This is a genomic window from Kitasatospora sp. CMC57 (assembly GCF_045866025.2).
Classification (GTDB): Bacteria; Actinomycetota; Actinomycetes; order Streptomycetales; family Streptomycetaceae; genus Kitasatospora.
The window spans coordinates 5815193-5834660 of the sequence record NZ_AP035881.2 but is presented as its reverse complement, the minus strand read 5'-3'; the positions used below and the strand labels follow the sequence as shown (position 1 = coordinate 5834660).

Genomic DNA, 19468 nt, shown 5'->3' with positions numbered 1-19468 from the left:
CGCCGCTACCGTCGGACGGGACTTCCTGGTAACGGCAGGGCCACCCTCGCAGCCGCCTTCCGACGCCATACTGAGGCGCATGGACGATCTTGCGGGCTTCCTGCGGACCCGGCGCTCCCGGGTCGACCCGGCGGCCGTCGGCATTCCCACCGACAGCCGCCGACGGGTCGAAGGGCTGCGCCGGGAGGAGGTCGCGCACCTGTCCGGAGTCAGCGTCGACTACTACGTACGCCTGGAGCAGGGCCGCGCGACCCAGCCCTCCGGGCAGGTCCTCGACGCGCTCGCCCGGGTCCTGGGCCTCGACGAGACCGAGCAGGGGCACCTCCACCGGCTCGCCCGGCAGCGCCACCGCCGGGCGAAGGTGCCGGGCGGCCGCCTCAGGCCGGAGCTGCTCCGCGTCCTCGACCTGGTCGCCGACGCACCCGCGCTGATCATGAACCACCGACTGGACGTGCTCGCCGGGAACCGGCTCGCCGGGCTCCTCTACGGCCGGCCACTGCCCGGTCTGAACATCGCCCGGCACCTCTTCCTCGAGGAGCCCGAACGCGGCCTCTACGCGGACCGGGAGACCTGCGCCCTCGACGTGGTCGGACACCTGCGCCTGGCCGCCGGCCAGTACCCCGAGGACCCGCGGCTGGCCTCGCTGATCGGCGAGCTGGCGATGGGCAGCGAGCGCTTCCGTCGACTCTGGGCCCGCGCGGACGTGCGCGCCCGCACCCACGGCAGCAAGGCGTACCGGCACCCGCTGGTCGGACCGCTGGAGCTGCACCAGGAGAACTTCGCGCTTCCTGACCCCTCGGGCCTGGAACTGATCGTGCTGTCCGCCGCCCCCGGCAGCCCCGCCGAGGACGGGCTGCGCCTGCTTGCGGCCCTGGACACCCCCGCCGCTGCCGCCGCGGCTACTTCTCCGCCGCCCGGAGTCGCTCGCTGACCGTGCCGAGGCTCTCGGCGAGCACCACCAACTGCTCGGGGGTGAGGACGTCGATCAGGACCTCACGGACGGTGGCGACGTGGCCGGGGGCGGCCTCCCTGAGCACTCGCCAGCCGTGCTCGGTGAGCTCGGCGAAGACACCCCGGACGTCGCTCGGACAGGAGCGGCGACCGACCAGGCCGGACTTCTCGAGTTGGGTGACCTGGTAGGTGAGGCCACTCTTGGAGGTGACCAAGCGGTCGGCCAGATCGGTCATCCGGAGCGAGCCGTCGGGCGCGGCGGAGAGCTGCACCAGGATCTCGTACTGGGTGTGGGACAGCCCGGCGCTCTCCTTGAGCTGCTGCTCGAGGCGGCGCTCGATCAGATTGCTGGCGGCCACGAAGCCCCGCCATGCCGCCATCTCGCGTTCGTCCAACCACCGGGGCTCGTCCATGTGCCCATCCTACCCGGTTGTTCAAATTCGAACCAAGGTGTACCGTGGCCAACAGAAGGTTCGAATTTGAACTAGCAGGGAATCCAGGAGTAGCCATGTCCGTCCGCCGCCTGAACCACGCCGTGCTGTACGTCCGTGACGTGGCCCGTTCCGTGGCCTTCTACACCGACACCTTCGGCTTCAAGGTCGACGTCGAGATCCCCGGCCGGGCCGCCTTCCTGAGCGCCGCCGAGACGCTCAACGACCATGACCTCGGCCTGTTCTCGGTCGGTGCCGACGCGCCCGCCCCGCCGCGCGGCGCCGTCGGCCTCTACCACCTCGCCTGGGAGGTGGGCACGCTTGGCGAGCTGGCCGCGGTCGCCGAGAAGCTCACCCGGCGGAACGCGCTGGTCGGCGCCACCGACCACGGCGTCTCCAAGTCGCTGTACGCCAAGGACCCGGACGGCATCGAGTTCGAGGTGATGTGGCGGGTGCCCCGCGAGGAGTGGGCCTCGCTCGACAAGGCAAACATGCGCCGGCTCGACCTCCAGGCCGAGATCGACCGCTGGGGCACCGAGCTGAAGACCGGCGCCGCAGCCGGCTCGGCCACCTGAGCCCCCGCGGCGAGCGGGGCCGGCCGTCGGACGACGGCCGGCCCCGCTGACGTTCGTTCAGCAGCGGACCGGTCAGTAACCGACCGCGTCGCCGCCCACCGCGAGCGCGTCCTCGCACAGCGACTCGGCGTCGCCGCCCACGGCCGCCGCCGGGCCGCCCGCCATGGCGTCGCCACCGACCGCACCCGCGAAGGTGCCGCCCATCGCGTCGCCGCCGACCGCAGCGGCCGCGCCCGCGGCGTCGACGTCACCGCCGACCGCCAGGGCGTCGCCGTCCCCGCGCGTGACGGCGTTGCCGCCGACCGCCAGCGAGCCGTGCTTGTGGTGGCAGGAGTGGGCCGAGGCCGTGCCGGCGCCGATGAGCAGCGCACAGCCACAGAGGGCGGCGGCAGCGGTGATCTTGGCAAGGGTCGTACGCATGAATCCTCCAAGTTGGTACGAGACGCCTGAAGGATCGGCACCGCGCGGCCCGACCATGAGGGAGGTTGCGGCCGGTCACCCGTCCGGCCGACGGATTCCCCCCGACCGGAGCACCGGGTGACGCCCTCTGTCGCCGGGCCGGGCCGGGCGGGCAGAGTGATCGCATGCAGACTCCACTCACCGTGCTGGACTTCCTCCGCCGGGCCGAAACGGTCTACGGCGACCGGATCGGCCTGGTCGACGAACCGGACCAACCCGCCCGCTCCTGGGGCGATCTGAGCTACCGCCGGATGGCCGAACTGGCCCGGGCCCAGGCCGCCGGGCTGGACCGGCTGGGCATCGGCCCCGGCGAGCGGGTCGCGATCGTCTCGCACAACTCGGCCCGGCTGATGACCGCGCTGTACGGGGTGAGCGGCCACGGCCGGGTGCTGGTCCCGGTCAACTTCCGGCTGAAGGCGGAGGAGGTGGCGTACATCGTCGAACAGAGCGGTGCCACCGCCCTGTTGGTCGATCCCGAGCTGGACGGAGCGCTGGCGGGCGTGCCGGTCCGGCACCGGTTCGTGCTCGGCGCGGAGAGCGACGCCGTGCTGTACGACTTCGACCACGCCCCGGTCGAGTACCCGGTCGACGAGTCGGACACCGCGACCCTCAACTACACCAGCGGAACCACCGCTCGCCCCAAGGGAGTTCAGCTCACCCACCGCAACCTCTGGCTGAACGCGGTGCTGATGGGCCTGCACTTCGGCGCCAGTGACCGGGACGTCTACCTGCACACCCTGCCGATGTTCCACGCCAACGGCTGGGGGCTGCCGTTCGCGCTCACCGGTCTCGGCGCCCGGCACATCGTGCTGCGCAAGGTGGACGGCGCGGAGATCCTCCGCCGGATCGACCGGTACGGCGTCACCTTCCTGTGCGGGGCACCGGCCGTGGTGGCCGCGGTCCTGGAGGCCGCCGCTGACTGGGACGGGCCGGTGCCGGGACGGGACCGGGTCCGGATGATCGTGGCCGGGGCCCCGCCGCCGACCTCGGTGGTGGAGCGCGTCGAGGCGGAACTCGGCTGGGAGTTCATGCAGTTGTACGGTCTGACCGAGACCGCCCCGATCGTCACCGTCAACCGCGGCCGGGCCGAGTGGGACGCGCTGCCGCCCGCCGAGCGGGCCGAACGGCTGGTGCGGCAGGGCGCGCCGGCGCTCGGCACCGAACTGCGGGTGGACGACGAGGGCGAGGTGCTGGTGCGGTCCAACACCGTGCTGGCGGGCTACTGGGAGCAGCCCGAGGAGAGTGCGGCCGCGCTCCGCGACGGCTGGTTCCACACCGGCGACGGCGGGGTACTGGAGGACGGCTACCTGAGCATCTCCGACCGGAAGAAGGACATCATCATCAGCGGCGGCGAGAACGTCTCCTCGATCGAGGTGGAGGACTGCCTGTACTCCCACCCGGCGGTGGCCGAGGTCGCGGTGATCGGGGTGCCGGACGCCAAGTGGGGCGAGACGGTCAAGGCCCTGGTGGTGCCGCGGGACGGATCGGCGGGCGAGCAGGCCGAGTTGGCCGCCGGGCTGATCGCGCACTGCAAGGAGCGGCTGGCCGGCTACAAGGCGCCGACCTCGGTGGAGTTCCGCACCGAACTGCCCAGGACCACCACCGGGAAGCTGCAGAAGTTCCGGCTGCGCGAGCCGTACTGGGCCGGCCGGGCCAAGTCCGTCAACTGACCCCCTCCCCCGAAGGCTCCGAAGGAGCACCCCACCGTGGTCGATGCCACCGTCGTACTGACCGACCTCCGGACCGAGAGCGCCGAACTGGACGCGCTGGTAGCGGAGTTGGACCCGAGCGGGTTCGCCGTGCCGACACCGGCCGAGGGCTGGACCATCGCTCACCAGATCGCCCACCTGGCCTGGACGGACCGGTGGTCCCTGCTGGCCTGCCGGGACGGGGACCGGTTCACCACCGAGGCGCTGGCGATCTACGCGAGCGGCATCGACCCGGTGGACGCCGGGGCAGCCGAAGGCGTGGGCGAGAACCCGGCCGCGCTGCTGGACCGCTGGCGGCAGGGCCGGGAGGAGCTGGCCACCGAGCTGGCCTCGGTGGCCGCCTCCGGACGGCGGCTGCCCTGGTTCGGCCCCCCGATGAAGGCGGCCTCGATGGCCACCGCCCGCCTGATGGAGACCTGGGCCCACGGCCAGGACGTCGCCGACGCGCTCGGGGTGACCCGGGTGCCGACCGACCGGCTCCGGCACGTGGCCCATCTCGGGATCCGTACCGTGGGCTTCGCCTTCACGCTGCACGGAGCGCCGGTGCCCGAGGCCCCGATCCGGGTGGAACTGGCCTCGCCTTCGGGCGAGTTGTGGACCTGGGGGCCGCCGGACGCGGCCGACTCGGTCCGTGGCCCCGCCCTCGACTTCTGCCTGCTGGTCACCCAGCGGCGGCGTCCCGAGGACCTGGCGCTGACCGTCACCGGACCCGTGGTGGACGCCTGGCTGCCGATCGCCCAGGCTTTCGCGGGATTTTCCGGAAAGGGGCGATAAACCTTCCTGCCCACATTAATTGACGCCCAATCAATTCACTCGTGCGAGCGATTGGCAGATTCGTCGACGAATGATGGACTCTGCGACATGAAGCGACGCCTCGGCATTTCCGTGCTCACCGTCCTGCTCAGCCTCGCCGCACCGCTGCCCGCCGCCCAGGCAGCGCCCCTGGCCGCACCCCGGACAGCCGGCGGCGAGGTCAACGCGTTCTTCGAGGAATACCGCCTCGCGGTCCTCGGCGAAATCGACGAATACCCGAAGGAGATCCGCGCCAAGACCCTCCCGCCTCCGCTCGACAAGGGGCTCGACCGCTGGTCCGCCGCCCACCACGGGGCCGATCCGGTCTTCCGCGCGAAGAACATCCCCCGCACCTGGTCCGTGCGCGCCATCACCGGCACCACCGTCTCCGTGACCGAGACCTGGTACGAGGGCGGCACCCAGGAGGTCCGCTTCACCGTCCGGCCGCACACGCTGACCATCACCGCCATCAACGACCCTCCGCCGACGGTCGGCTGACGCAGCGCTGGTTACCGCGCCGAAACGGCGCGGGCACCCTGCGCTTCACACGCACTCCCTAACGTCACCGCTCACAGAACCCGACCGACAGGGAGCGGTGCATGACCGACACCTCCACCCGGGCTTCCGAGCTCGCGGGCACCCCACGCCGCTCGTACGCCAAGTCCGCCGCCGACGAGAGCCTGGAGGACTACTCGCTCCGCTACGCGCCGCACTCGTTCCGGCGCTGGTCACCGCTGTCCGTGGCGTCCACCGCGCTCGGGGGCATCGCCTATCTCGCGGACTACGCGATCGGCGCCGGGATCGTGATGTCGTACGGCTTCACCAACGCACTCGCCGCCATCCTCACCGCCGCCACCCTGATCTTCCTCACCGGTATCCCGATCTCCCGCGCCTGCGCGGCCAACGGTGTGGACATGGATCTGCTCACCCGGGGTGCCGGGTTCGGCTACTTCGGCTCCACCCTGACCTCGCTCGTCTACGCCAGCTTCACCTTCATCTTCTTCGCGCTCGAAGGCTCGATCATGGCCCAGGCGCTGCACGAGGTGCTGCACCTGCCACTGGCGGCCGGATACCTGGTGACCACGCTGGTGGTCATTCCGATCGTGTTCAAGGGTATGTCCTGGATCTCCAAGCTCCAGGCCTGGACGCAGCCGCTCTGGATCCTCGGCCTGGTCGGCCCGTTCGTCATCCTGGCCGTCCACTCCCCCGGCACCTTCACCGAGTTCACCCACTTCGGCGGCACCCAGGGCGCCGGCTCCGGCTTCACCCTGCTCGGCTTCGGGCTGGGCACCGGCATCGCGCTCTCGCTCATCGCCCAGATCGGCGAGCAGGCCGACTACCTGCGGTTCATGCCCCGGCGCACCGCCGCCAACGCCCGTCGGTGGGACTTCGCGGTGCTCGCGGCCGGCCCCGGCTGGGTGGTGATCGGCGCGGCCAAGCAGCTCGGCGGCGCGCTGCTCGCCTTCGCCGCGCTCGACGTGGTGGGCAACGCCAAGGCGCTGGAGCCGATCGCGCCGTACGTCGAGTCGCTGCGGCCCTGGTTCGGCGCGGCGGCGCTCCCGCTGGCCGGGCTCTTCGTGGTGGTCTCCCAGATGAAGATCAACTCGACCAACGCCTACTCGGGCTCACTCTCCTGGTCCAACTTCTTCTCAAGGCTGACCCACCGTCACCCGGGCCGGGTCTGGTACATCTTCCTCAACTGCGGTGTCGCGCTGCTGCTGATGGAGCTCGACATGTTCAGCGCGCTCGGCTCGCTGCTGGGCTTCTACTCCAACGTCGCGATCGCCTGGATCGGCGCGGTCACGGCCGACCTGGTGATCAACAAGCCACTCGGCCTCAGCCCGAAGTACATCGAGTTCAAGCGCGCCTACCTGCACGCGGTCAATCCGGCCGGCTTCGGCGCGATGTGCTTCGCCGCCGCCGTCTCGATCTGCGCCTTCTTCGGCTGGTTCGGCGAGTACGCCCAGGCGTTCAGCCCGTTCATCGCCCTCGCGCTCGCGATGGTCTGCAGCCCGCTGATCGCCTGGGCCACCAAGGGCCGCTACTACCTGGCCCGCCCCAACCCGCACGCCGACTCGACCTCCACCGACACCCTCGCCTGCACCGTCTGCGAGGGCGCGTACGAGATCCCCGACACCGCCGACTGCCCGTTCCACCAGGGCACGATCTGCTCGCTCTGTTGCAGCCTGGACGCCGACTGCCACGACGCCTGCACCAAGTCCTCCGCCGACGGCCCGGTCCTGCTCGGCATGCCGACCGTGCGGGGCTGAACGTTCGGGGGTTGACCGTACGAGGCCGACCGTTCAGTGCTGACAGGAGGCCGTGCCGGACGGAGCGTCAGAACGCGCTCCGTCCGCCGGCCACCAGTACTGCCACCAGGCGGCCGAACCCCGCCGCCGCGATCAGCCAGGGCAGCAGAGCCCGGTCACCACCCCGGAACTGGAGCAGCACCGCCAGCAGCGTGGGCACGATCAGCGGCCCGACGGGCAGCCGGGGAAAACTCGGGCGACAGCGCACGGCGGTGCTCCCTACCATCGGGCTGCCTCTGCCTGCCGTCCGCGCCTGCCGATTGGTCCCGCCGTGAAACAGCTGCTCCCCGCCGTGCTCCGGGAGGAGCCGCAGTTCGCCCGGCTGTTCGCCGGGCAGTCGCTCTCGATGCTGGGCGACCGGGTGTCGATGGTGGCGCTGCCGTTCGCGGTGCTGTCGGTGGGCGGTTCGGTCGCCGACGTCGGCCTGGTGGGCGCGGCGGCGCTGCTGCCGACGCTGCTGTTCACCCTGGTCGGCGGCGTGTGGGCGGACCGGTTCGCCCGGCACCGGATCATGCTGCTCTCCGATCTGGTGCGGTTCGCCGCCCAGGGAACGATCGCCGTGCTGCTGATCGCCGGGGTGGCCGAAGTGCCGCACCTGGTGGTGCTGATGGCGGTCTTCGGCACGGCCGACGCCTTCTTCATGCCCGCCGCCGGTGGCCTGCTGCCCCTGGTGGTGCCGGCCGAGCGGCTGCGCGAGGCGAACGCGCTGCGCGGTCTCGTGATGTCCTCCGGCCTGGTGGTCGGTCCGGCGGTCGCGGGTGTGCTGGTCGCACTGGCCGGTCCCGGCGGGGCGCTGGCCCTGGACGCGGTCAGCTTCGCGGTGAGCGCCGCGTTCCTGCTCGGGCTACGGCCCCGCCCCGCCCTTGACGAACCGTCGGGCGGTGGCTTCCTCGACGAGCTGCGCGAGGGCTGGCGGCACGTCAGGTCACGTACCTGGGTCTGGTCCGGCATGGCGGCGATGAGCGTCTACCACGTGGTGGTGCTGCCCTCGATCTTCGTGCTCGGGCCGGTGCTCTCCGAACGGGAGTGGGGCGGCGCGGCGGGCTGGTCGGTGGTGACGGCCGCGTTCGGGGTCGGCTCGGTGTTGGGTGATCTCTTGGCCTACCGGCTGCGCCCGGCCCGCCCGCTGGCGCTGGCTGCCGCCGCCCTCGCGGTGGCCTCCTGCCAGGCGCTGATCATCGGTGCCGGCCCCTCGCTCACCGTGGTCGCCGTCCTGGAAGCGGTCACCGGCGTGGCGGTCTCGCTGTTCTTCGTCCTCTGGGAGACCAGCCTGCAGACCCATATCCCCGAGCAGGCCCTGTCCCGGGTCAGCTCGTACGACAACCTGCTCTCCGCCGGTCTGATGCCGCTCGGCCTGCTGGTGGCCGGGCCGGTGGCGACGGCGGTCGGACTGCGCCCGACCCTGTACGCGATGACCGCGATCGGGGTCCCGGCCGCGCTGCTGCTGCTCTGCGTCCCGGCCGTCCGTCGGCTGTCCGACCGCGCCGAACGGATTGACCCGGCCGAGCCGTCCGTGGTCTGAGCCCGCGTCAGCGCGGCCCGCGCAGCACCGGTCCGAGCACCGACGGGTGGAACAGCGTGAGCGGCGGCGCGACCAGCGACATCACCTGCTGGAACCGGTCGCAGACGTGCGCGTCCGTAGTGGCCCGGGCCAGCACCCGGTCCAGGTAGCGGTGCTGGAACCGGATCAGGGCGCCGGACGGACCACCGGCGGTGGCGGCGAACCTGACGTCCTCGGTGGAGGACATCACCCAGGGGTCCTTGGTGACCCCGGCGATCGCCCGGCGGGCGGCCACGGCCGCGGCCGGGCCGATGCCACCGTGCCGGGCGACGGCGGCACCCAGCGCCCGGGCGCTCATCGCGGCGACCGTGATCCCCTGGCCGTACACCGGGTTGAAGGTGCAGGCGGCGTCGCCGAGCGCGACCAGCCCCTCCGGCGCGCGGCGTTCGTAGCGGCGGCGGACCCCGGGGCCGGGACGGAAGCCGCGGACCTCGCCGACCGGTTCGGCGTCGGCCAGCAGCTCGCGCAACGTCGGGTCGCGCAGCAGGTCGAGCTGCTTGCGGAACCCGGCCTCGCCGGGCTCCGGCTCGGCGCCGCGCATCCCACCGACGCTGACGATCCAGCGGTCGTGCTCGACCGGGAGCAGCACAGCCAGGTACGGGTCGTCGGGCGCCTTGGTCTGGACGTAGAGCGCCTGGTGGCGGAACTCCACCCCGGTCGGCCGCCGGAAGATCCTGCTGGAGTACGCGACCCCGGCGTCCACCCGCTCCTCCGGGACGGCCGGGGCCCCCAGCGCGGCCAGCCACCCCGCGACCGAGGTGGACCGGCCGGAGGCGTCCACCACCAGCTCGGCGGGCAGCTCGCGGACCTCGCCCTCGGTGCCGCGCGCCCGGATCCTGACACCCGTCACCCGCCCGGCGCCGCCGAGCAGTCCGACCACCTCGGTCCCCTCCAGGAACTCCACCGAGGAGTCCCGGCGGACCCGGTCGAGCACCACGTGGTCCAGCACCGGCCTGGTGCAGGAGAGGAAGACCAGCTCGCTGCGGTGCTCGGCCATCCAGCCCGCCGAGCTGAGCCAGCGCAGGTCGCTGGCCAGTCGGACGCCGACCGCACCGGCCGCCAGCAGCTCCGCCCGGGAGCCCGGCATCAGCTCCTCCAGCACCTGGTGCCCGGCCGCCAGCAGCAGGTGGGCGTGCCGCCCCTGCGGCAGCCCGGCCCGGAAGTCGGGCTGCTCGGGGTAGCGGTCCCGTTCGACCACCACCACCCGCTCGGCCGCGTCCCGCAGGGCCCAGGCCGCCAGTGTCCCGGCCAGCCCGCCCCCGATCACCACTGCCGTGCCCCGACCCGAGGCCGTTACGCCACCCATCCGGCCATCCAACCGCAGTCGGCCACCCCGCCGCCAGTGGCGCCCGAGGGGCGCACGTGTGCACGGCCGTAAGCTCCTTGACGACGGCTCACATCTGGCGCTCCGTCAGACCCTCAGCCCGAGCAGGCCGACGAAGATCGGCCCGGTCAGCGGGAGCAGGAAGTTCGAGATGGTGTACGTGATCGTGTAGCCGAGCATCGGCACGCTGCTCTGGGCGACGTTGCCGACGGCGGTGATGGCGGGAGTCGAGCACTGCTGGCCCGCGATCGCGCCGACCAGGATCGGCGGCTCGATCTTCAGCAGCTTGCGTCCGATGAACAGCCCGAGGAAGGCCGGCACCACCACCATCGCGATCCCCGACAGCGGCAGCAGCACCGGGTACTGCTTGAGCAGCGGCCCGGCGTCCGGGCCCGCCGCCATGCCGGTGACGGCGATGAAGATGGACAGGCCGAGGTCCTTCATGGTCTGCGCGGCCACCGGCGGGTACGCGCCGAAGGTCGGGCGCTGGGCGCGCAGCCAGCCGAACACCAGGCCCGAGATCAGGCAGCCGCCGCCGGTGCCGAGCGAGAGGTTGACGTCCCCGGCGTGGACGGTGATCTTGCCGAGCAGCACGCCGAGGCAGATGCCCAGGCCGATGTAGATCCAGTCGGCGCTGTCGGTGCGCACCTTGGCGCCGACCGCCTTGGTGAACCGCTCGACCTTGGATCGGGTGCCGACCACGGTCAGGGTGTCGCCCTGGTGCAGCTCGGTCTCGCCGACCGCCGGGATGTCCTGGTCGACCCGCTGGACGCCGGTCAGGTAGATGCCCTCGGTGGCCGCGAGCTGCTGCCCGCGCAGCTGGCTGACGGTCTGTCCGGCCACCTTCCGATCGGTGATCACCACCTGGCGCACCATCAGCGGACTGTCCAGCCCCGGCACCCCGGAGGTCTCCGGGCCGAGCTCGTACCCGGTCTCGCGGACCGCGTCCCGCCGGCCGACCACCAGGACCCGGTCACCCCGCCGGAGCGTCAGCCCGGGGTCGACCTTGAGCACCTGCTGCCCGCGCGTGACCCCCTCGATCGAGGCGTCCTGCCCGACCGCATCCTCCAGGGCCCGCAGGCTGGAGCCCTCGCCCTGCGACACCAGGTAGGTCCGGCCCACCAGGCCCGGCAGCGCGGCCGTCTCGTCGGCCTCCAGACCGGCCGAGGTACCGCGCATCCGGTCCCACAGTTCGCGGGAGGCGTCGGCCAGGTTGATCCGCATCAGCATCGGGAAGAACTGGCTGGTCAGCAGGACGATGCTGATCAGGCCGAACAGGTAGCAGACCGAGTACGCGGTGGCGACGTGCGCCTGCAGCTCCGTGGACTGGTCGGCGGTGATGCCCGGCAGTTTGGTGATCGCCTCCTGCGCGGTGCCGACCACCGCCGACTCGGTGGCCGAACCCGCCAGGATGCCCGCCGCCGTACCGACGTCCAGCCCGCCCGCCTCGGCGATGCCGTAGGCCATCAGGATGACGACCACGGCCTCCATCACCGAGAGCACGCCGAAGCGCAGCCCCTTGGCGTTCATGTTGGCGAAGAACTGCGGTCCGGCCAGGTAGCCGAGCGAGAAGATGAACAGCGCGAACGCCACGTTCTTGACGTCCGCATTCACGCTGACGTGCTGCGCGCCGATCAGCATCGAGACGATCAGCGTCCCGCAGATACCGCCGAGCTGGATCGGTCCGACCCTGAGCTTTCCCACCAGGTAACCGAGCGTCAGACAGGCGAACAGGGCCAGTACCGCGTTCTCGCGCAGCAGACTCATTCCACGGACCTCCGGACGCCGGGCGATGATGATCGTCTCCTGCATCAGACCGCACCGGCGCTCCCCCGGCCCGGCCGCGCTATCGAACGGGTGACGGTGGGTCAGATCGCGGCCCGCACCGGGCGGGGCATGTCGGGAGCCACCGTCGTCGCGGGCCTCGAACACGGCACCCTCCAGCCGGCCCGCCTCCCCGGAGCCCGTCTCACCACCGTGACCTGCAGTGATGCACTTGGTTCGAACGGGTGATCGACTTGCTTCTCGCTTCCCATTCTCGTACTTATGTTCGAACATGGACAGCATGAAGGCACTCTCGGCGCTGGCACCCCAGCTCCAGCCGGCCCCCTCGGGACCGCTGGTGCCGGTGCTGCCTGCCCTGGAAGGTCTGCTGCCCGAGCGCGGGCTGCGGCCGGGCGCGGTGGTGTCGGTAACCGGCGGAGGTACCGCTCTGCTCCTCGCCCTCGCGGTCGCGGCCTCGTCGTCCGGCGTGTGGTGTGCGGCGCTCGGGTTCGAGGGGCTCGGGCTGCTGGGAGCGGCCGAGCTCGGGGTGGACCTGTCCCGTCTGGTCGTGGTCGAGGCGCCGGGGAAATGGTGGCCGGAGGTGACGTCGGCCCTGGCCGACGGCGTCGGGGTGGTGCTGCTGCGCCCGGGCGGGCCGGTGTCGGGCCAGGTTGCGGAGCGGCTGACCACCGTGGCGCGGCGCAGCGGCTGCGTGCTGGTGGTGGCCGGTCCGTGGCCGGGCGCACGGGTGCGGTTGGCGGTGCAGGCCCGTACCTGGGCGGGCCTCGGGCAGGGCAGGGGGCGGCTACGGGCCCGGCACCTGGTGGTGGCGGCGGGCGGTCGGGGCAGTGCCGCCCGCGAGCGCCGGGTCGAACTGTGGCTTCCCGACGCGCACGGCGCGGTCCGCGCGGCCGAGCCGCTCGCCCCCGTGCCGGAGCTGCACCGGCCGGAGCTGCACCGGCCGGGCGCCGTGGCGGCCGCTCAGCAACCGGTGGGCACGGCACGTCCTCCCCTGGCGGTGGTGTGATGGCCGCGGACCGGGAGAGCGTCGGGGCCGCGCCCCGGGCGCTGGTCGCATGGGTGCCGGACTGGCCCGTGATCACCGTCCTGGGCGAAGGTGCGGAGCCCGGGCAGTTGGTGGCGGTGGTCGAGCGCGGCCGGGTCGTCGCCGGGTCGGGCGCGGCCCGGGCGGCCGGCGTGCGGCACGGTCAGAAGGTCCGCTCGGCGCGGGCGACGGTGCCGGGCCTCGCCGTGCACGAGCGCCGGGTCGACGACGAGGCGAGCCTGTTCGAACCGGTGGCCGATGCGGTCAGCGCACTGGCCGCCCATCTGGAGGTGCTGCGCCCCGGCGTGCTCGCGGTGCCGACGGCCGGGGCGGCGCGCTTCCACGGCGGCGAGCACCCCTTGGCGGAGAAGGTCGTCGACGCGGTGGAAGCGGTCGGCCACGAGTGCCAGGTCGGTATCGCGGACGGTCTGGCCGCCGCTCAACTGGCCGCCCGGACCGGTCGGATCGTGCCGGCCGGGGAGAGCGCCCGGTTCCTGGCCCCGTTCCCGGTGAGCGAGCTGGCGGACGCCAGGCTGGCCGGCCTGCTGGGCCGCCTGGGTCTGCTGACGCTGGGTCAGTTCGCCGCGCTTCCGGCCGGCGCGGTGGCCGACCGCTTCGGCACGGCCGGGGTGGCTGCCCATCGACTGGTCCGCGGCCTGGAGGCCCGGCCGGTCGTCGCCCGGCCGCCCGGGGTCGACCTCGGTGTGGAGGAGCGGTTCGAGCAGCCGTACACGATCGCCGAGCCGATCGCGTTCGCCGCCCGTGGCCTCGCCGAACGGTTGCATGCGGGGCTCGCCGGGGCGGGGCTGGCGTGTGAGCGGGTCGAGGTGGAGGTGGAGTGCGCGGACGGCAGCAGCGCGGCCCGGGCGTGGCGGCACGAGGGTGTGCTGTCGGTGGGCGCGGTGGCCGAGCGGGTGCGCTGGCAGCTGCAGGCCTGGCAGCAGGGCCGTGTGTTCGACGAGGCGGCGGGCGGGGTGGTGGCTCTCCGTCTGGTACCGGACGGGCTGGTCCGTGATCCCGGTCGCCAGCTGTCCCTGGCCGACGGGGACCAGGAGGCCACCGCCCGGGTGGAGCGGGCGGTGGCGCGGGTGCAGGCGATCCTCGGACACACCGCACCGGTCACCGTGGAGCTGGCCGGCGGCCGCGCTCCGGCGGACCGGGCGGTGCGGACTCCCTGGGGTGACGCGCACCAGGAGCGACGCGAGGACGGTCCGTGGCCGGGGCGGCTGCCCGCGCCGTCCCCGACCCATGTCCCGGAGGAGCCCGTACCGGTGCGACTGCTGGACGCGGACGGCCGGGAGGTGGAGGTCACCGCCCGCGCGGAGGCCCGGGGCCGTCCGGCTCGCCTGGTGCTGCCCGAGGGCGTCATGGCGGTGACCGCCTGGGCGGGCCCGTGGCCCGAGCAGGAGCGCTGGTGGGACCCGGAGTCGGCCCGGCGTACCGCCCGGATGCAGGTGACCGTCGCGGACGGGCGCGCCTTACTGCTGTCGGTCACCGGCGGCCGCTGGCGCCTCGAAGGCGACTACGACACCTGAGCCACCCCTTCCGACCGCAGCTCCAGGACGACGACCATGGGTTTCACCAGCCACCCCACCACTTCGTGGCGCGACCTGCACCGGGCCATGACCGGCACCCCGCCGGCAGGCGACCACACGGTGCTCCCGTTCTCCGGCCCGGCGCCCGGTACGTCCCCGACGCCGTCCGGTGCCGCGCGCCCGGACGGGACCGGCTGGGCCGAGCTCCACGTCCACAGCTCCTTCAGCTTCCTGGACGGCGCGAGCGACCCCGCCGACCTGGTCGCCGAGGCCGCCCGCCTCGGCACCGAAGCGCTCGCGATCACCGACCACGACGGTCTCTACGCCGCGGCGATGCTGGCCGCCGAGGCCCGCCGCGCCGGCATCGCCACGGTGTTCGGTGCCGAGCTGACCCTGGACGCCACCACGGCGCCGACCGGCACCCCGGACCAGAACGGCGAGCACCTGCTGGTCCTGGCCAGGAGCCCGGAGGGCTACCGCCGCCTGGCCAGGACCATCGGCGACGCCCACCTCGCGGGCGAGGGCAAACGCCGTCCCCGGTACGACCGCGAACGTCTCGCCGACGCCCACGACGGCCACTGGGCGGTCCTGACCGGCTGCCGCAAGGGAGCGGTACGCCGCGCCCTGGAGACCGAGGGTCAGCTCGGCGCCGAACGCGAACTGCTCGTCCTCGCCGACCGGTTCGGCGCGGACAACGTGTTCGTCGAACTGACCGACCATCGGATCCCGGGCGACGACGACCGCAACGACGCCCTCGCCGCCCTGGCCGCCCGCACCGGTCTCCCCCTCGTCGCGACCACCGCCGCGCACCACGCCTCCCCGTCCCAGCTGCGCCTGGCACAGACCCTGGCCGCGCTCCGGCAGCGGCGCACTCTCGCCGACGCCGAGCCCTATCTCGCCGCGGCCGGCACCGCGCACCTGCGGTCCGCCGCCGAGATGGCCGCCTGCCTCGCCCCTTGGCCCGGCGTCCAGCAGGCCACCGTCGAGCTGGCCCGGGACTGCGCGTTCGACTTCCGCGCCCTGGCACCCGAGATGCCCGGCTTCCCGGTCCCCGAGGAGCACACCGAGACCAGCTGGCTGCGCGAAGTCACCCACCGGGCAGCCGCCACCCGCTTCTCCCCGGGCAATGAAAAGGCCCGTCGGCAGATCGCCTACGAGCTCGACGTCATCGAGCAGCTCGACATGGCCGGGTACTTCCTGATCGTCCACGACATCGTGGACTTCGCCCGGCGCCAGGACATCTGGTGCCAGGGCCGGGGCTCGGCCGCCAACTCGGCCGTCTGCTACGCCCTCGGGATCACCTCGGTGGACCCGGTCCACTACGGCCTGCTCTTCGAGCGCTTCCTCAGCCCAGAGCGCGACGGACCGCCGGACATCGACCTGGACATCGAACACCGCCGCCGCGAGGAGGTCATCCAGTACTGCTACGACACCTACGGCCGCGACCACGCCGCCCAGGTCGCCAACGTCATCAGCTACCAGCCGCGCCTGGCCGTGCGGGACGCGGCCCGCGCCCTCGGCTACGCCACCGGGGACCTGGACCGCTTCAGCAGGGAGACCGGCTGGCACGAGATGCCGCCGCCCGACGCCGAGGTGCCGGCCGACGTGCGGGAGCTCGCCGGTCAACTGCGCGGTCTGCCCCGACATCTCGGCATCCACTCCGGCGGCATGGTCCTCACCCGCCGGCCCGTCGCCGAGACCTGCCCGACCGAGTGGGCCACCATGCCCGGCCGGAGCGTGCTCCAGTGGGACAAGGACAGCTGCGCCGAAGCGGGCCTGGTCAAGATCGACCTGCTCGGTCTCGGCATGCTCTCCGCGCTGCACGACGCCTGCGACCTGATCGAGCGTCACCACGGCGTCCGCTACGACCTCGCCACGATCCCGTCCGGCGACTCGGACGTCTACGACATGCTCTGCCGGGCGGACAGCATCGGGACCTTCCAGGTCGAGTCGAGATCGCAGGCCTCGACACTGCCCCGGCTGCGCCCGAGGAATTTCTACGACCTGGTGGTACAGGTCGCCCTGATCCGCCCGGGCCCGATCCAGGGCGGCTCCGTCCATCCCTACATCCGCCGCCGCAACGGCCGGGAGCCGGCCACCATCGCCCACCCGCTGATGAAACGCGCCCTGGAGAAGACCCTCGGCGTGCCCCTGTTCCAGGAACAGATGATGCAACTGGCCATCGACTGCGCCGGTTTCACGCCCACCGAGGCGGACAAGCTGCGCCAGGCCATGGGCTCCAAACGATCGCACGACCGGGTCGCCGAGCTACGCGAACGCCTGCTCTCGGGGATGACCCGGCGCGGCATCCCAGCCGCCGTGGCCGCCGACGTCTACACCAAGATCGAGGCCTTCTCCAGCTACGGCTTCCCCGAGTCCCACGCCACCAGCTTCGCCCTGCTCGTCTACGCGAGCGCATGGCTGAAGTACCACTACCCGGAGGCCTTCACCTGCGCGCTGCTCGCCAACCAGCCGATGGGCTTCTACTCGCCTCTCACCCTCATCCACGACGCACGTCGGCACGGCGTCACCGTCCTGCCCGCCGACATCAACAGGAGCTCCGCCGCACCCACCCTCGAACCGGTGGACAGCACCGACGAGGCACAGCCCGCCCGTCCGGCGATCCGCCTCGGCCTGGCCGACGTACGCGGACTCAGCGCCGACCAGGCCGCGACGATCGCCGCGGGGCAGCCGTACACCGGGCTGGAGGACTTCGCCCGTCGCACCGCCCTGCCCGAACCCGTCCTCGAAGCCCTCGCCGCCGCCGGCGCCTTCGCCGGCCTCGGCCTGACCCGCCGCCAGGCGCTGTGGTCCGCCGGACTGCTCGCCCGCACCACCGACGGCATGCTCCCCGGCACGGCCACCGCCCTCACCGCGCCGCCCCTCCCGGAGATGACCCCCATCGAGGAGACCATCGCCGACCTGTGGGCCACCGGCACCTCCGCCACCCACCCCGTCCAGCACGCCCGGCCCCACCTCGAACGCTGCGGCGCCCTGACCGCCGCCGACTTCAAGGAGAGGGCCGTCCCCGGCGCACTGATCTCCATCGGCGGCCTGGTCACCCACCGCCAGCGCCCGCCCACCGCGGGCGGCGTCCTGTTCATCTCCCTGGAGGACGAGACCGGCCTCGTCAACGTCGTGGTCCAGCCCCACGTCTGGGAACGCCAACGCCGGGTCGCCCTCGGCAACGCCGGCCTCCTCGTCCACGGCACGGCCGAACGCCGCGACGGCGCCGTCAACCTCGTCGCCACCCGCCTCGTCCCGCTCACCCTCGCCCCCGGCGGCAGGAGCCGGGACTTCCGGTGAGCGGCAGGGCACCTCGCCAACCGGCGAGGAAGGGATGCGTCCGGCCGATGGCTCCTAGTTCTCTTGCGAGAGCGCGGACTTGGCGTCGATCTCGGCGATCAGGCCGTCGATCAGGCCCCTGATCTCGTCGCGGATCGGCCGGACGGCCTCGACGCCCTGGCCCGCCGGGTCGTCGAGGGTCCAGTCGAGGTAGTGCTTGCCGGGGAAGTACGGGCAGGCGTCGCCGCAGCCCATGGTGATCACGTAGTCGGACGCCTGCACGGCCTCGGTGGTGAGCACCTTCGGCGTCTGGGCCGAGATGTCGATGCCGAGCTCCGCCATCGCGGCGACGGCGGACGGGTTGACGCGGTCGCCGGGGACCGAGCCGGCCGAGCGGACCTCGATGCGGTCGCCCGCGAGGTGGCGCAGGAAGCCGGCGGCCATCTGCGAACGTCCGGCGTTGTGGATGCAGACGAACAGCACGGAGGCGGCAGGAGCGGTGGTCATGGCGGTTCCTTCGGCGTGCGGGGCGGCGGGTGCCCGGTGGCGGCCGGAGAGGAGTGGTTCGCTCGGCGGGCCCGGCACCGGTAACGTATCAGCCCATGGTGATCTCAGTCGACAGTGATGTGTTGAAGGCCCTGGCCGACCCGCTCCGGATGCAGATCATCGCGCTCCTCTCCAGAGAGGCGCTGTGCACGACGCATCTGGTGGAGGAGACCGGCGCGAAGCAGACCAACCTGTCGAACCACCTGAAGATCCTGCGCGACGCGGGCCTGGTGGACACCGAGCCCTGCGGGCGCTTCACGTACTACTCGCTCCGCCCGGAGGCCCTGGAAGGCCTGACGGCGGAGTTCGCCGCGCTGGCCTCCGCCGCGCGGCTGACCGCCGAGGCCAACTTCAAACGGTCCTGCTGAACCACCCCAGCCCGTCCCCGCCCGAGGAGCACACCCGTTGAGCGCGACAGACGAAGCCAGACCCGAGGCCGAGCCGCTGGCCGTCGAGCCACCCGCCGTACCGCTGCTGAACCGGCTCGCGGCCGAACTGGTCGGCACCGCCGCCCTGGCGGCCGTCGTGGTCGGCTCCGGCATCCAGGCCACCGAGCTGAGCAAGGACGTCGGCCTTCAGCTGCTGGCCAACTCACTGGCCACCGTCTTCGGCCTCGGCGTCCTGATCCTCCTGCTCGGTCCGGTCTCCGGCGCGCACTTCAACCCGGTCGTCACCCTCGCCGAATGGTGGACCGGCCGCGAGGACCCCCGGGGTCTGACGCTGCGCCAGGTCGCCGCGTACGTCCCGGCGCAGACCATCGGAGCGATCGGCGGCGCGATCCTCGCGGACGCGATGTTCGGGCGGACCCTGGTGGAGTGGTCCACGCACGACCGCTCGGCCGGGCAGCTGCTGCTCGGCGAGGTCGTCGCCACCGCCGGCCTGGTGCTGCTGATCTTCGGCCTCGCCAGGACCGGCCACCTGCGCTTCGCCCCCGTCGCGGTCGCCTCCTACATCGGCGCCGCGTACTGGTTCACCTCCTCCACCTCCTTTGCCAACCCCGCCGTCACCGTCGGCCGCGCCTTCACCGACACCTTCGCCGGCATCGCGCCCGCCTCGGTGCCCGGCTTCATCGGCGCGCAGCTGGTCGGCGGCGCCCTCGGCCTGGCGCTGGTCGGGCTGATCTTCACCCACCGCACCACCGCCCCGCGCGCCGAGACCGCGCCCGACCGAGTGTGATCCGCC

Annotated in this window: 18 protein-coding genes; 12 read left to right on the top strand and 6 right to left on the bottom strand. The window is 72.7% G+C overall.

Going from position 1 to position 19468, the window contains the following annotated elements; translation table 11 throughout:
* The first annotated feature begins 79 nt into the window (after nt 1-79).
* Nucleotides 80-931, top strand: a complete 852-nt coding sequence (locus ACKUU6_RS26085; protein WP_407991001.1) for a helix-turn-helix domain-containing protein — start codon at nt 80-82, stop codon at nt 929-931.
* On the opposite strand, the gene ACKUU6_RS26080 is transcribed toward ACKUU6_RS26085, so the two are convergent.
* Nucleotides 900-1364 (bottom strand): MarR family winged helix-turn-helix transcriptional regulator, encoded by a 465-nt coding sequence (locus ACKUU6_RS26080; protein WP_407991000.1) that lies wholly within the window; start codon nt 1362-1364, stop codon nt 900-902. The genes ACKUU6_RS26085 and ACKUU6_RS26080 overlap by 32 nt on opposite strands.
* Before the next feature lie 95 nt (nt 1365-1459).
* Between ACKUU6_RS26080 and ACKUU6_RS26075 the strand changes: the two genes are divergently transcribed.
* On the top strand, nt 1460-1957 hold the full coding sequence (locus tag ACKUU6_RS26075; protein ID WP_407990999.1) for a VOC family protein: 498 nt from the start codon (nt 1460-1462) through the stop codon (nt 1955-1957).
* A 72-nt stretch (nt 1958-2029) separates the two neighbouring features.
* Here ACKUU6_RS26075 and ACKUU6_RS26070 read toward each other — a convergent pair whose 3' ends face one another.
* Entirely contained in the window at nt 2030-2377 is a 348-nt protein-coding gene (locus tag ACKUU6_RS26070; protein ID WP_407990998.1) for a hypothetical protein, read from the bottom strand.
* A gap of 164 nt (nt 2378-2541) precedes the next feature.
* On the opposite strand from ACKUU6_RS26070, the gene ACKUU6_RS26065 reads away from it, so the two are divergent.
* From ACKUU6_RS26065 to ACKUU6_RS26050, 4 genes are all read left to right on the top strand, one after another.
* Nucleotides 2542-4086: an AMP-binding protein gene (locus ACKUU6_RS26065; RefSeq protein ID WP_407990997.1), complete on the top strand. Its 1545-nt coding sequence runs from the start codon at nt 2542-2544 to the stop codon at nt 4084-4086.
* Nucleotides 4087-4122: 36 nt separating this feature from the next.
* Nucleotides 4123-4899 carry a TIGR03084 family metal-binding protein gene (locus tag ACKUU6_RS26060; RefSeq protein WP_407990996.1) on the top strand — a complete coding sequence of 259 codons (777 nt, stop codon included), beginning with the start codon at nt 4123-4125 and terminating at the stop codon, nt 4897-4899.
* Nucleotides 4900-4986: 87 nt separating this feature from the next.
* Nucleotides 4987-5415 carry a hypothetical protein gene (locus ACKUU6_RS26055; protein WP_407990995.1) on the top strand — a complete coding sequence of 143 codons (429 nt, stop codon included), beginning with the start codon at nt 4987-4989 and terminating at the stop codon, nt 5413-5415.
* Nucleotides 5416-5516: 101 nt separating this feature from the next.
* Nucleotides 5517-7187: a purine-cytosine permease family protein gene (locus ACKUU6_RS26050; RefSeq protein ID WP_407990994.1), complete on the top strand. Its 1671-nt coding sequence runs from the start codon at nt 5517-5519 to the stop codon at nt 7185-7187.
* 67 nt (nt 7188-7254) lie between these two features.
* On the opposite strand, the gene ACKUU6_RS26045 is transcribed toward ACKUU6_RS26050, so the two are convergent.
* Nucleotides 7255-7434: a hypothetical protein gene (locus ACKUU6_RS26045; protein ID WP_407990993.1), complete on the bottom strand. Its 180-nt coding sequence runs from the start codon at nt 7432-7434 to the stop codon at nt 7255-7257.
* Between the two features lie 63 nt (nt 7435-7497).
* Between ACKUU6_RS26045 and ACKUU6_RS26040 the strand changes: the two genes are divergently transcribed.
* The gene (locus tag ACKUU6_RS26040) at nt 7498-8748 is read left to right on the top strand and encodes an MFS transporter (protein ID WP_407990992.1); all 1251 of its coding nucleotides are present in this window, start codon (nt 7498-7500) and stop codon (nt 8746-8748) included.
* 7 nt (nt 8749-8755) lie between these two features.
* On the opposite strand, the gene ACKUU6_RS26035 is transcribed toward ACKUU6_RS26040, so the two are convergent.
* Together ACKUU6_RS26035 and aspT are read right to left on the bottom strand one after the other, a co-directional pair.
* Complete coding sequence (locus tag ACKUU6_RS26035; RefSeq protein ID WP_407990991.1) at nt 8756-10093, bottom strand: NAD(P)/FAD-dependent oxidoreductase; 1338 nt, start codon at nt 10091-10093, stop codon at nt 8756-8758.
* Between the two features lie 105 nt (nt 10094-10198).
* Nucleotides 10199-11878 carry an aspartate-alanine antiporter gene (aspT, locus tag ACKUU6_RS26030; protein WP_407992243.1) on the bottom strand — a complete coding sequence of 560 codons (1680 nt, stop codon included), beginning with the start codon at nt 11876-11878 and terminating at the stop codon, nt 10199-10201.
* Between the two features lie 298 nt (nt 11879-12176).
* On the opposite strand from aspT, the gene ACKUU6_RS26025 reads away from it, so the two are divergent.
* From ACKUU6_RS26025 to ACKUU6_RS26015, 3 genes are read left to right on the top strand one after another with little or no spacing between them, the layout of a single operon-like run.
* On the top strand, nt 12177-12902 hold the full coding sequence (locus ACKUU6_RS26025; RefSeq protein ID WP_407990990.1) for a hypothetical protein: 726 nt from the start codon (nt 12177-12179) through the stop codon (nt 12900-12902).
* Nucleotides 12902-14455 (top strand): DNA polymerase Y family protein, encoded by a 1554-nt coding sequence (locus ACKUU6_RS26020; RefSeq protein ID WP_407990989.1) that lies wholly within the window; start codon nt 12902-12904, stop codon nt 14453-14455. Before ACKUU6_RS26025 ends, ACKUU6_RS26020 begins: the two co-directional genes overlap by 1 nt.
* A gap of 36 nt (nt 14456-14491) precedes the next feature.
* Nucleotides 14492-17761: an error-prone DNA polymerase gene (locus ACKUU6_RS26015; protein WP_407990988.1), complete on the top strand. Its 3270-nt coding sequence runs from the start codon at nt 14492-14494 to the stop codon at nt 17759-17761.
* 54 nt (nt 17762-17815) lie between these two features.
* Here the strand turns inward: ACKUU6_RS26015 and ACKUU6_RS26010 are convergent, their stop codons facing one another.
* Nucleotides 17816-18247: an arsenate reductase ArsC gene (locus ACKUU6_RS26010; protein ID WP_407990987.1), complete on the bottom strand. Its 432-nt coding sequence runs from the start codon at nt 18245-18247 to the stop codon at nt 17816-17818.
* A 95-nt stretch (nt 18248-18342) separates the two neighbouring features.
* Here ACKUU6_RS26010 and ACKUU6_RS26005 point away from each other — a divergent pair, with 95 nt between their 5' ends.
* Nucleotides 18343-18654, top strand: coding sequence for an ArsR/SmtB family transcription factor (locus ACKUU6_RS26005; protein WP_407990986.1), 312 nt, complete (start codon nt 18343-18345; stop codon nt 18652-18654).
* 37 nt (nt 18655-18691) lie between these two features.
* Complete coding sequence (locus tag ACKUU6_RS26000) at nt 18692-19462, top strand: aquaporin (protein ID WP_407990985.1); 771 nt, start codon at nt 18692-18694, stop codon at nt 19460-19462.
* Nucleotides 19463-19468 lie beyond the last annotated feature (6 nt).

Excerpts from the sequence above, each read along its gene's own strand:
- ACKUU6_RS26085 (WP_407991001.1), top strand. The coding sequence starts at position 80 with ATGGACGATCTTGCGGGCTTCCTGCGGACCCGGCGCTCCCGGGTCGAC.
- ACKUU6_RS26080 (WP_407991000.1), bottom strand. The coding sequence starts at position 1,364 with ATGGACGAGCCCCGGTGGTTGGACGAACGCGAGATGGCGGCATGGCGG.
- ACKUU6_RS26075 (WP_407990999.1), top strand. The coding sequence starts at position 1,460 with ATGTCCGTCCGCCGCCTGAACCACGCCGTGCTGTACGTCCGTGACGTG.
- ACKUU6_RS26070 (WP_407990998.1), bottom strand. The coding sequence starts at position 2,377 with ATGCGTACGACCCTTGCCAAGATCACCGCTGCCGCCGCCCTCTGTGGC.
- ACKUU6_RS26065 (WP_407990997.1), top strand. The coding sequence starts at position 2,542 with ATGCAGACTCCACTCACCGTGCTGGACTTCCTCCGCCGGGCCGAAACG.
- ACKUU6_RS26055 (WP_407990995.1), top strand. The coding sequence starts at position 4,987 with ATGAAGCGACGCCTCGGCATTTCCGTGCTCACCGTCCTGCTCAGCCTC.
- ACKUU6_RS26050 (WP_407990994.1), top strand. The coding sequence starts at position 5,517 with ATGACCGACACCTCCACCCGGGCTTCCGAGCTCGCGGGCACCCCACGC.
- ACKUU6_RS26035 (WP_407990991.1), bottom strand. The coding sequence starts at position 10,093 with ATGGGTGGCGTAACGGCCTCGGGTCGGGGCACGGCAGTGGTGATCGGG.
- aspT (WP_407992243.1), bottom strand. The coding sequence starts at position 11,878 with ATGAGTCTGCTGCGCGAGAACGCGGTACTGGCCCTGTTCGCCTGTCTG.
- ACKUU6_RS26025 (WP_407990990.1), top strand. The coding sequence starts at position 12,177 with ATGAAGGCACTCTCGGCGCTGGCACCCCAGCTCCAGCCGGCCCCCTCG.
- ACKUU6_RS26020 (WP_407990989.1), top strand. The coding sequence starts at position 12,902 with ATGGCCGCGGACCGGGAGAGCGTCGGGGCCGCGCCCCGGGCGCTGGTC.
- ACKUU6_RS26015 (WP_407990988.1), top strand. The coding sequence starts at position 14,492 with ATGGGTTTCACCAGCCACCCCACCACTTCGTGGCGCGACCTGCACCGG.
- ACKUU6_RS26010 (WP_407990987.1), bottom strand. The coding sequence starts at position 18,247 with ATGACCACCGCTCCTGCCGCCTCCGTGCTGTTCGTCTGCATCCACAAC.
- ACKUU6_RS26005 (WP_407990986.1), top strand. The coding sequence starts at position 18,343 with ATGGTGATCTCAGTCGACAGTGATGTGTTGAAGGCCCTGGCCGACCCG.